The sequence below is a fragment of the Candidatus Symbiopectobacterium sp. NZEC135 genome (assembly GCF_025962695.1).
This window is the reverse complement of sequence record NZ_JAGFPF010000001.1, coordinates 112,777-124,827: the sequence shown is the minus strand read 5'-3', so window position 1 is coordinate 124,827 and position 12,051 is coordinate 112,777. Positions and strand designations below refer to the sequence as shown.

Below are 12,051 nucleotides of genomic sequence, written 5' to 3'. Positions count from 1 at the left end.
CCTCAAACACCGTAGCGGATTGCTTTTCTCACCCCTACGATGAAATCGGGGTAGCATATGTTGCCTTTACACTCATAATATGACAATGGTAAGACGTTCTGTAAGAACGATTTTAACGCACGTCCCTACCGGGCGCGGCATTCAGGTTGTTTTGTGTACAAAACGATCGTGATTTTTCAGCAATGAGACGGCGTCGCATAAAAAATGGGTTACAAAGAACAAGATAGCGCCACGCCGTCATAAATCCGCCATCATTGGCGTGTAGAGAGTGGGTGCACCGTCAGTAAACGATTTAACGGAGTGACAATGAGTCAGGACAAGCTCTTCATCGAGAAAGAACTAAGTTGGTTATCCTTCAACGAACGCGTGTTGCAAGAAGCCGCGGATCAGAGTAATCCGTTGATTGAGCGCATGCGCTTTTTGGGCATCTACTCCAACAACCTCGATGAATTTTACAAAGTGCGCTTCGCCGATCTGAAAAGACGGATTCTGATTAACGAGGAACAGGGCTCCGCTGGCGGGTTACGCCATTTACTGGGTAAAATTCAGGCTCGTGTACTAAAAACCGATCAGGTGTTCGATAACCTGTATAACGAACTGCTGTTGGAGATGGCGCGCAACCACATTTTTTTGGTGAATGAGCGTCAGGTTTCTACGCTTCAGCAGGAGTGGCTGCGCGACTATTTTCGCCAAAACCTGCGCAAGCACATCACGCCGATTCTTATTCTACCAGAAACCGATCTGGTGGAGTTTTTGAAAGATGACTACACCTATCTGGCGGTAGAGATTATTCGCGGTAATGAGATCCGCTATGCGCTGCTGGAGATCCCGTCGGACAAGGTGCCGCGTTTCATTAACCTGCCGTCAGAATCATCGCGCAGAAAAAAAACCATGATTTTGCTGGATAACATTCTGCGCTACTGCCTGGATGATATCTTCAGAGGCTTCTTTGACTACGATGCGCTCAACGCCTATTCCATGAAAATGACGCGTGATGCAGAGTACGATCTGGTCACGGAAATGGAGTCCAGTCTGCTGGAATTGATGTCCTCCAGCCTGAAACAGCGCCTGACCGCCGAACCGGTGCGCTTTGTCTATCAACGCGATATGCCGGATGCGATGGTGGACATGTTGATGGAAAAATTGGGCATTTCGTCTTATGACTCCATCATCCCCGGCGGGCGTTACCACAACTTTAAAGACTTTATCAGCTTCCCCAACGTGGGCCGCCCGAATCTGGAAAACAAACCCCTGCCACGTCTGCGCCATACCCGTTTCAGCCATTTCCGTAACGGGTTCGATGCCATTCGTGAGCGTGATGTGTTGCTTTACTATCCGTACCACACCTTTGAGCACGTGCTGGAACTGCTGCGTCAGGCCTCGTTCGACCCCAACGTACTGTCGATCAAAATCAATATTTATCGCGTGGCAAAAGACTCGCGCATCATTAATGCGATGATCCACGCGGCGCATAACGGTAAAAAAGTGACCGTGGTGGTGGAATTGCAGGCGCGCTTTGATGAAGAGGCGAATATCCAGTGGGCCAAGCGCCTGACGGAAGCCGGTGTGCACGTGATTTTCTCCGTGCCGGGGCTGAAAATTCACGCCAAGCTGTTCCTGATTTCCCGCCGTGAAGGGGAAAACATCGTGCGTTACGCCCACATCGGCACCGGCAACTTTAACGAAAAAACCGCCCGGCTTTATACCGATTATTCACTGCTGACCGCCGATGAACGTATCACCAATGAAGTGCGCAGCGTGTTCAACTTTATCGAGAACCCTTACCGCCCGGTCAGCTTCGAGTATTTACTGGTGTCACCACAGAACTCGCGCTCCCGGCTGCACAAACTGATCGATCGCGAAATCACCAACGCACAAAACAACCTTCCTGCGGTGATTACCCTCAAAGTTAACAATCTGGTCGATAAAGATCTGGCCGAAAAACTGTATGAAGCTTCCGCCGCAGGGGTGAAGATCAACCTGCTGGTGCGCGGTATGTGTTCGCTGATCCCTTCGCTGCCCGGCATCAGCGAAAATATTCAAGTCATTAGTCTTTTAGATCGCTATCTTGAGCACGATCGGGTGTATGTGTTCCATAATGGAGGAGACAGCAAGGTGTATATCTCTTCTGCGGACTGGATGACACGTAATATCGATTATCGCATCGAGGTGGCAGCTGAAATCCTCGACCCGGCGCTGAAAAAGCAGATATTGGACACGCTGGATCTGTTGTTCAGCGATACGGTTAAAGCACGTATTGTTGATAAAGAGCTGAGTAATCGCTATGTTGCACGCGGCAACCGGCGTAAGGTCCGCGCGCAGACGGCCATTTACGAGTACCTCAAGGCCCTTGAGCAACCCGACGAATAGGCAAGAAAAATGCCCCTGATACAAACCGATACCGATAAAGAAACACCGCAGGAATTCGCCGCGGTTGACCTTGGCTCCAACAGTTTCCATATGGTGGTTGCCCGTGTGGTCAACGGTGCATTGCAAGTGTTAAGCCGCCTGAAACAGCGGGTACACCTGGCAGATGGCCTTGACAGCAACAACATGCTGAGCGAAGAAGCCATGGAGCGTGGCTTAAGCTGCCTGGCGCTGTTTGCTGAGCGGCTGCAAGGCTTTTCCCCTGACAACGTTTCGATCGTGGGCACCCATGCCCTGCGTGAAGCCGCCAACGCGCAGACTTTTTTGCGCCGCGCGGCCGACATTATTCCTTATCCCATCGAGATCATTTCCGGCCATGAAGAAGCGCGCCTGATATTTATGGGCGTGGAGCACACTCAGCCAGAGAAAGGGCGCAAGCTGGTGATCGACATCGGCGGCGGCTCCACCGAGTTGGTTATCGGGGAGAATTTTGAGCCAATACTGGTCGAAAGCCGTCGTATGGGCTGTGTCAGCTTCGCACAACAATTTTTCCCGAACGGTGAAATCAGCGAGCAGAATTTCCGACGCGCGCGTTTAGCCGCGGTACAGAAGCTGGAAACCCTCTCCTGGGAATACCGCATTTATGGTTGGGACTATGCGCTGGGTGCGTCCGGCACCATTAAATCCGCTCATGAAATTCTGGTGGAAATGGGCGAGAAAGACGGTCTGATCACCCTCGATCGGCTCAATATGCTGCGCGATCAGATTTTGCAGTTTAAAACCTTCAAATCCCTGAGTTTGCCGGGCATGTCGGAAGACCGGCAATCGGTGTTGGTGCCCGGACTGGCGATTCTGTGCGGGATTTTCGATGCGCTGGCCATCAAATCGCTGCGCCTGTCGGACGGCGCGCTGCGCGAAGGGGTGCTGTATGAAATGGAAGGCCGTTTCCGCCATCAGGATATTCGTATCCGCACCGCGCTGAGTCTGGCCAGCCACTATAATATCGACAGGGAACAAGCGCGCCGGGTACGGGAAACCACTGAATTACTCTTTACCCAGTGGGCAGTGCAAAACCCGTCGCTGGTGCATCCACAGTTAGAAGCGATCCTGAAATGGGCCGCTATGCTGCACGAAGTGGGCCTGAGCATCAACCACGCGGGCATGCAGCGCCACTCTGCCTACATTCTGCAAAATACCAACCTGCCCGGCTTCAATCAGGAGCAGCAGTTGATGCTGTCATTGATGGTGCGCTTGCAGCGCAAAGCCATCAAGCTGGAAGAACTGCCGCGTTTTAACCTGTTCAAGAAAAAGCAGTATTTGCCGATGGTGCAGATTCTGCGGCTGGCAAGCTTGCTCAACAACCAGCGTCAGGCGACCACGCCGCCGGATTCGCTGCACCTCAGCACCGACGACAACCACTGGACGCTCACCTTTCCGCAGGGCTATTTCGCCCAAAACGCCTTGGTACAGCTCGATCTGGAAGCAGAGCAGGCGTACTGGCTGGACGTGACCGGCTGGAAATTGCTGATAGAAGAAGCCAATTAACCCCCTACGCTCCCTTTAGGAGCGCAGGGCTGTTTCCCTGACATTACGCGTCTGCCAGCAGAAACGGCGCATTTTCAACAACCGGTTCGGAAGGCTCTACGCGAAAACGCCCGACCAACTCCGTCATGCCCGCCACTTGTCCATCCAGCATCTGGCTCGCCGTCGAGGCTTCAGCCACCAACGTGGCATTCTGCTGGGTGACCTGCTCCAACTGGCTCAATGCCACGTTGATCTGGGCGATCCCCAGCGATTGCTCGCCCGCCGCAATGGCGATGTCCCCCACCAGCGCTTTTACTTTGCTGGTGCCATCGATGATCTCATTTAACCCGCGATGAGATTGTGATACCAGCGCACTGCCCTCCTCCACGCTGGAAAGGCTGTCAGCAATCAGCGCACGAATTTTATTGGCTTCATCGACGCTGCGCTGCGAGAGTTGGCGCACTTCGGTTGCTACCACCGCAAAGCCGCGCCCGTGTTCTCCCGCTCGTGCTGCTTCCACCGCCGCGTTGAGCGCCAATAGGTTGGTTTGAAACGCGATGGCATCAATGCCCGTGACAATCTCGGTCACCCGTTGGCTGGTTTGTTGGATCTTGCTCATGGCGTCACGGGCAGAGGAGGTAATATCACCAATGTTGCGCACCTGCTCATCAACCGTGGTGGTCAGTTCCCGCGCCTGAGCCGCGAAATCGGCGGTCTGCTGCACGGTGGCGGTGATTTGCTCCATGCTGCTGGCGGTTTCCACCAGCGACGCCGCCTGCTGCTCCGTGCGTTGTGCCAGATTATGATTGCCGTAGGCAATCTCATTGCTGGCCCGTCCGATGGTCGTGGCGCTGTTTTTGATTTTCGTCACCAGATTCGCAATGCTCTCCAGCGATTGGTTATAGGCACGGTTAAGCCGTGACAGTTCATCCGTTCCCGGCACGGACAGGCGCTGCGTCAAGTCTCCGCCCATTTCGGCGATGGTGGTTAAGGTATCCTGCAACTGCCGGTTAATGCTACGCATGATCATCGCTGCCAGTGCCAGCGCCAGCCCGATCGCCAGCAGCGTGCCACTCAGGTAGATGATCCAGGCCCGCTGTGCGCTCGCAGACAAGCGCTGGACATCGCTCAACAGCGTTGTCACCGCCTGTTCTTCGATACTTTTAAGCTGGTCGATTTTCTGTGTTTGCAACGAAAACCATTGCGCACCATCGATATTCCATTCCCCTTGCGGTGCGTCAATCGCCCGTTGGCGCAGTGCCTGCGCGTCTTGCGCAACGCTGGAACTTATTGCGCGGTCAAACGCCTGACGCAGTGATTGCGATGCCAGAGTTCTGAAGCTGGCAATATAGGCATCGCCGCGTCCCACCAATTGGTTCAGGCGAACAAACATCCCCTCGCCAAAACGATTAGCAGAAAAAACGTTCGACAACACGGCGCGCTCAATCCCTGCCTGTTCTTTGGCATTCAGCAAGCTGTAATACGCGGTAATTTGCTGGGTGATCCCCGCATCGCGCACCAAATGCGCCATCTGACCAATCCCTTCCAACAGCGCCGTCACTTTGTCGGTGTAGGCGCCCAGCGCAGTATTCACCGGTATCGACATACTGTTTACCTGATCTCTGAGCGACGCCAGTGTCTTGAGCGAATCGGCCACCTGCGTAAAGTTTTTAGCCACATCGCCGCCGAGCCAGGTGGTATCTATGTCGCGATAACGCTGCTGGAAAGCGATAGCGGCTTTATCCGTTTCCTGGCGCTGCGTCTGCAACTCGGGGCCAAAGGCCTTGCCCTGGCTACCAAAATAACCGGCGCTCATCCCCCGCTCCCGTTGCAGTTGGTGCACCAACTCTCCCGCATCTCGCGCTAACTGGATCTGCGTTTCCATCCGGTTCATTTCACGTTCTGTCTGACGGCGCTCATTCATCCCCAATGCGCTGAGCCACAGCAATGCCAGCACCATCGGTAACAGCGCGAGGAGGAATTTATTACGCATCGAAATGCGGTGAAGTATCTGCATTAGAAGCCGCTCCATATTCCATTTAAGGGCAGGTTTACTGTGTCAAAATGACGAACATCACGCCCGCTTATCTACGTCGATAAGCAAGGCTTATTCTTAGTCTCGGTATCAATGATTGGCGTTGTATCTATTTATTATGTATGGCACAGAAACCCCAAATATTCACCACGCTGTGCGTGGTGAAATCCATCAGGATCACAAAAGTAAGTCGAAGGATTGACCAACATCATCAATTATGGATAAATAGAAACAGCGCATAAGCGCGGATACGAGAGTGATAATAATGGCTACCCTGATTCACAAGCGACGCCCCCCCCTGTCAACCCAGCCCAACAAGCGACGATCGTCCCGCGAGAGACGAAGCGGTTCGCGAATTGCGCAAGCGATTCTCCTGATCAGTTTCTTTATCCTCGTAGGCCGTTTCGCTTACTCCTCCGTTAGTGCCTTTTTCCATCATCAAGATAAACAGCAACGTATCGAACAAACGCTGAAATCATCGCCGGTCAACCCCACGCTTTCCTTCGTTAAAAAAGAGTAGCGCGCCCCCTGTTTTAACACTTCAGTGTCACATCTTACGCGATCCCTTATACTCTCCAACAATAACTAAAACGAATGGCGAGAAAAAACGGTAATGATGAACAATGATGTCTTGCGCAGCGTGCGCTATATGCTGAATTTCAATAATGACCACCTGCTAAAGATTCTGGCACTGGTGGAGATGACTGTCCCTCCCCAGCAGCTGGCGAGCTACGTCAAAAAAGAGGGAGAGGAAGGCTATCAGCCTTGCCCGGATATCGTGCTGAGTTATTTTCTGACTGGGCTGATTCTGCAAAAACGCGGTCAAGATGAAAAACAGCCTGCGCCACAGTTTGAGCGCAAGATGACCAATAACATTATCCTGAAAAAACTGCGTGTCGCTTTCTCATTAAAAACGGATGATATTCAGGCGATTCTGCTGACACAAAATTTTCGCATTTCACTGCCGGAAATCACCGCCATGATGCGCTCACCTGACCACAAAAACTATCGCACCTGCGGCGATCAGGTTATACGCTACTTTCTGAAAGGGCTGGCTGCACGGGTACGGAAAGGATAAGAGCGCCCCATCAACGAAAGGCATGAGCATTGTCTGGCTCTCCATCGTAAAAGACACTGACAATGCTCGATTTCTAGCACGTGAACGTGATAATCACTGAGAAAAACGATCATGCCAAGCGTCAAAAAGCTCTCGGCCATTCGCCGCCGCATTTCCTTGTTGTTGCTGGACGATCCTGCGTTGGTGGAAAGCATCATCACCCAGCAGCCCCCGGTTGCTGAGGATGAAAAAAAGCGGCTTTTCGATCACACCGCCGAGATCTGTGCGCTACTGACTGAATTACATGCTGCTGACCTTGCAGACCTGCTGGAATCGCTGCCGCCCGAAGCGCGGCAGGCGCTGTGGTGCCTGACGCCGCTCGAGAAACGCGGCTTTGTGCTGTATGAGGCCTCGGACACCATTTCTGATGGTCTGATCGCCCAGATGAGCGACAAAGATATCCTGCGCGCCATTCGCCCACTGGATATTGATGAGCAGGCGCAGTTAGCGCGCCGTCTGCCACGCCACTTGCTGGGCCGTATTCTTACCGCGCTGGAACCCCACCAGCGGGCACAACTGCGAGAAACCATCCAGTACGATGAAGATTCTGTCGGTTATCTGGTTGATTTCAATCTGCTGACGGTGCGACCGGACGTTACGCTGGCCGTGGTACAACGTTTTCTGCGTTGGCGTAAAGTGATCCCCGACGCTACCGATAAACTGTTTGTCACCGATCGTAAAAACCGCCTGCTGGGCGAACTCACGCTGACCAATATTCTGCTACACAAGCCAAACACGCGGGTTGAGCAAGCTATGGATCCTGAGCCGATTCTGTTCGAACCGGAAACGGAGACTGATGATGTCGCCAGCGCATTCGAACGCTACGATCTGATTTCCGCTGCCGTTGTCGACAGCAAAGGCAAGCTGTTGGGGCGCGTCACCGTGGAAGATATTCTGGACCGGGTTAACCGCACCAGCGATCACCATCTGCGCCGCTCGGGCGGATTGACGGCGTCAGAAGATGTCTATGCGCCGGTGGCGACAGCGGTAAAAAACCGTTCGGGCTGGCTGGCCATCAACCTCTGTACCGCCTTGATCGCATCCAGGGTGATTGGTTTATTTGAAGACACGCTGGCGCATCTGGTGGCGTTGGCAACGTTAATGCCGATTGTCGCTGGCATCGGCGGCAATACCGGCAATCAAACCATCACCATGATCGTGCGCGCGCTGGCGCTGCACCAGTTGGATCACGGCAAAAAATCGACTCTGCTGTTCAAAGAGTTGGGCGTCGCCGTTGTCAATGGTCTGGTGTGGGGTGCCGTGCTCGCCGTCATCACCGTGCTGCTGTACGGCAACATCGCCATGGGCGGCGTCATGATGTTGGCTATTATGCTCAACCTGCTGCTGGCCGCCACGATGGGAGTGACCATCCCGCTGGCTATGGTCAAACTGGGCCGCGATCCCGCCATCGGCTCCAGCGTGATGATTACGGCGCTCACCGATACCGGCGGTTTTTTTATCTTCCTCGGGCTCGCGACCCTGTTTTTACTGCCCTGATGCAGGCAACACCCCTGCCCCTGCCGACGGCTGGCAGATATGAAGCGTAGGCGGCAAGCCGGTGCGGGCCGGATATTCCCGCGCCACCCGCTCGCACACCGCTGCCGTTAACGCTGTGGGCAACAGCGCGACAACACAGCCGCCGAAACCGCCTCCGGTCATACGAACCCCACCGCGCTCACCGATATAGTCGTCAATCAGCGCAACCAGCGTGTCGATGGGCGGCACCGTAATGGCAAAATCATCACGCATTGAGCGGTGCGATTCCGCCATCAAACGGGAAAGACGCGGGATATCCCCCGCCGTTAGCGCCGCGGCGGCTTCCAGCGTGCGCTGGTTTTCGGTAACGATATGGCGTGCGCGCTGTGCCACGACAGGATCCAGCCCCGCACGGTGGGCTTCAAACTGCGTCAGTGAGACATCACGCAACGCTTTCACACCAAAATGCTGTGCTGCCGCCTCACACTGCGCACGCCGGGTGTTGTATTCACTGTCCACCAGCCCGCGTCGTACGTTCGAGTTAATGATCAGCACATCCAATCCCGGTGGGATCGGCACCGCCGTGCCTTGTAATGAACGGCAGTCAATCAGCAACGCATGACCCGCAACGCCCTGCGCGGAAATAAACTGATCCATGATGCCGCAGTTACAGCCGACAAAATGGTTTTCTGCCTGCTGGCCGTTCAGCGCCAGATCCAACGGGCTGAGCGGTAACGCATAGAGCGTTTTAAACACCTGCCCGACCGCCACCTCCAGTGAGGCGGAGGAACTGAGCCCGGCACCGGTTGGCACGTTTCCGGCAATCACCATATCCACGCCGCCTAGGGTCAATCCGCGCGCCAGCAGATACTTCACCACGCCGCGAATATAGTTCGGCCAGAGATATTGTGGATGCGGTTCAATCGTCTGCGTTAAGTCAAAGCTGTCCTGCTGCTCTTCCATGTTGACGGCCACCACCCGAACCAGGTTGTCGGCACGCGGGGTGGCGGCAATCACCGTGTGGTAATCGATGGCGCAGGGCAACACAAATCCGTCGTTGTAATCCGTGTGCTCACCGATCAGGTTGACGCGCCCGGGAGCCTGCACCTGCACCGCAGGCGCGTAGCCAAAAGTGGCGTTAAACACGGCATCGACCTGTTGCCGCACGCTGTTAATCCGTCCCATCGTTCACCTCATGCTGTTGCCGAAAATGAATATCGCTTACGCTGCGCAAGCGCTCTGCCGCCTGTTCCGGCGTCAAATCACGCTGCGGCTCCGCCAGCATTTCGTAGCCCACCATAAACTTCCGTACACTGGCCGAACGCAGCAGTGGCGGATAGAAATGCGCATGCAACTGCCAATGTGCGTTATCGCCTTCAACAAACGGCGCACCGTGCCAGCCCATGGAATAGGGAAACGCGCACTGAAACAGATTATCGTAACGGCTGGTCAGCTTTTTCAGTGCCAGACACAAATCGCTGCGCTGCGCAGCTGTCAGTTGCGGCAACTGCTGTACCGCGCTGCGCGGCAGCAGCAGCGTTTCAAACGGCCAGGCGGCCCAATAGGGCACCACCGCCAGCCAGTGTTCCGTTTCCACCACACAGCGCACCTGCTCCGCCTGCTCACGCTGGGCATAATCCAGCAACAGTGACGTGCCGTGACGCTCAAAATAGGCGCGCTGCTGCCTGTCCTCTTTGGCGATATCGGTGGGTAAAAAACTGTTGGCCCACACTTGCCCATGCGGATGCGGGTTAGAACATCCCATCATCGCGCCTTTGTTTTCAAACACCTGAACCCACGGATACTGTTTTCCCAGTATGTCGGTTTGTTCACACCAGGCCGTCACCACGTGCGCCAATGCCGCCAGCGAGAGTTCCGGCAATGTTTTGCTGTGGTCAGGCGAGAAACAGATAACGCGACTGGTGCCTTGCACGCTTTGCGTTTGAAACAACGGGTCATCGCTTGCCGCCAGCGCAGGGGTTTGCTCCATCAGCGCGGAAAAATCATTGCGAAACACATGGGTGTGGGTGTAATTAGGGTTCACCTCGCCGGTAACGCGCCGATTGCCCGCGCAGAGATAACAATCGGGATCGTGAGCCGGTAACAGACGCCTGTCCGGCTCATCCTGCTGGCCCTGCCAGGGGCGTTTGGCGCGGTGGGGAGAAACCAACACCCATTCGCCGCTCAGCGGATTGTAACGACGATGCGGGTGCTCTGTGGGATCGAATGACATTCCTGACACTCCTTAAACAGCAGCAATATCTGTGGTGCGTTGACGAGCGCATGCAGTGTAATGCGTTTTCACACGGCGCGATGAAAATCGTAAAAAAGCCAGTTGCAAACGCTGTGTAAACGATTACCCTCATTGTAGGCAGTAAGCGTGATAAATGAGAATAGCAACACGCACGATTGATATTGATACCGATCACATAAACCAATCACCATCAACACAGACAGGGAAACTACCGATGGCAACCATAAAGGATGTTGCGCGCCTGGCCGGCGTCTCCGTGGCAACGGTTTCACGGGTCATCAATGACTCGCCAAAAGCCAGCCAGGCATCGCGGGATGCGGTGCAGAACGCCATGGCCGAATTGCGCTATCATCCCAATGCCAATGCGCGCGCACTGGCGCATCAGCATGCAGAAACCCTGGGGCTGGTGGTGGCGGATGTGTCCGATCCGTTCTTTGGCGCGATGGTAAAAGCGGTCGATAGCACAGCCAGAACCACGGGCAATTTTTTACTGATCAGCAACGGCTACCATGATGCGGAAATGGAGCGTCAAGCTATCGAACAGTTGCTACGCCACTGTTGCTCGGCGCTGGTGGTGCACGTCAAAATGTTGCCCGATGCGGAACTGAGCGCGTTTATGCAGCACGTTCCCGGCATGGTGCTGATCAACCGCATTCTGCCCGGCTTCGAGTCGCGCTGCGTGGCGCTGGACGATCGCCACGGCGGTTGGCTGGCAACCCGACATATGCTTCAGGAAGGGCATCGAGCGATTGCATTTATCTGTTCCGATCACCCGATTTCCGACGCCGACGATCGCTTACAGGGCTACAGCGCTGCCCTGCACGACCACGGTATTGCCCTGGATAGCCGCCTGATTGCCCGCGCGGCACCGGATGAAACCGGAGGTGAGGCAGCGATGCGCGAACTGCTGAGTCGCGGTGTGCCTTTCAGCGCCGTGGTGTGTTACAACGATTCGATGGCGGCTGGCGCATTGGCAGTATTGAGCGACAACGGCATTGAGGTGCCACAGGACGTGTCCCTGATAGGCTTTGACGATGTGCTTATTGCACGCTATTTGCGTCCACGTTTGACCACCATTCGCTATCCGGTGATAGCCATGTCGACGCAAGCCGCCGAGTTGGCGATTGCGCTGGCACAAGGTCAGGTGCTGGCGACGGTCACCAACACCTTTACACCGACACTGGTGCGCCGTCACTCGGTGCAGTCCTTAACCCAAGCACGTTAGCAGGCGATACGGGCATCTCCAAACCGGGTTGCCCACGCGCTTATTGGTTACGT

The 12,051-nt window shown here is 54.9% G+C and carries 8 protein-coding genes; 5 read left to right on the top strand and 3 right to left on the bottom strand.

Annotation, left to right across the window (positions count from 1 at the left end):
* Positions 1-306 precede the first annotated feature (306 nt).
* The gene (ppk1, locus tag J5224_RS00510) at positions 307-2,370 is read left to right on the top strand and encodes a polyphosphate kinase 1 (RefSeq protein WP_264623483.1); all 2,064 of its coding nucleotides are present in this window, start codon (positions 307-309) and stop codon (positions 2,368-2,370) included.
* Positions 2,371-2,379: 9 nt separating this feature from the next.
* Positions 2,380-3,912 (top strand): exopolyphosphatase, encoded by a 1,533-nt coding sequence (gene ppx / locus J5224_RS00505; RefSeq protein ID WP_264623482.1) that lies wholly within the window; start codon positions 2,380-2,382, stop codon positions 3,910-3,912.
* 43 nt (positions 3,913-3,955) lie between these two features.
* Here the strand turns inward: ppx and J5224_RS00500 are convergent, their stop codons facing one another.
* Positions 3,956-5,908, bottom strand: coding sequence for a methyl-accepting chemotaxis protein (locus J5224_RS00500; RefSeq protein ID WP_264623481.1), 1,953 nt, complete (start codon positions 5,906-5,908; stop codon positions 3,956-3,958).
* A gap of 631 nt (positions 5,909-6,539) precedes the next feature.
* Here J5224_RS00500 and J5224_RS00490 point away from each other — a divergent pair.
* Both J5224_RS00490 and mgtE read left to right on the top strand, forming a co-directional pair.
* Positions 6,540-7,004: a DUF1456 family protein gene (locus tag J5224_RS00490; protein WP_264623479.1), complete on the top strand. Its 465-nt coding sequence runs from the start codon at positions 6,540-6,542 to the stop codon at positions 7,002-7,004.
* A gap of 111 nt (positions 7,005-7,115) precedes the next feature.
* A complete protein-coding gene (gene mgtE, locus J5224_RS00485; protein WP_264623478.1) occupies positions 7,116-8,540 on the top strand; it encodes a magnesium transporter in 1,425 nt (474 codons plus the stop codon).
* Here mgtE and galK read toward each other — a convergent pair.
* Together galK and galT are read right to left on the bottom strand one after the other, a co-directional pair.
* Complete coding sequence (galK, locus tag J5224_RS00480) at positions 8,529-9,704, bottom strand: galactokinase (protein ID WP_264623477.1); 1,176 nt, start codon at positions 9,702-9,704, stop codon at positions 8,529-8,531. The genes mgtE and galK overlap by 12 nt on opposite strands.
* On the bottom strand, positions 9,691-10,752 hold the full coding sequence (gene galT / locus J5224_RS00475) for a galactose-1-phosphate uridylyltransferase (protein WP_264623476.1): 1,062 nt from the start codon (positions 10,750-10,752) through the stop codon (positions 9,691-9,693). The genes galK and galT overlap by 14 nt, the downstream gene beginning before the upstream one ends.
* A 235-nt stretch (positions 10,753-10,987) precedes the next feature.
* Between galT and galR the strand changes: the two genes are divergently transcribed.
* Complete coding sequence (gene galR / locus J5224_RS00470) at positions 10,988-11,998, top strand: HTH-type transcriptional regulator GalR (RefSeq protein WP_264623475.1); 1,011 nt, start codon at positions 10,988-10,990, stop codon at positions 11,996-11,998.
* The last annotated feature ends 53 nt before the right edge of the window (positions 11,999-12,051 follow it).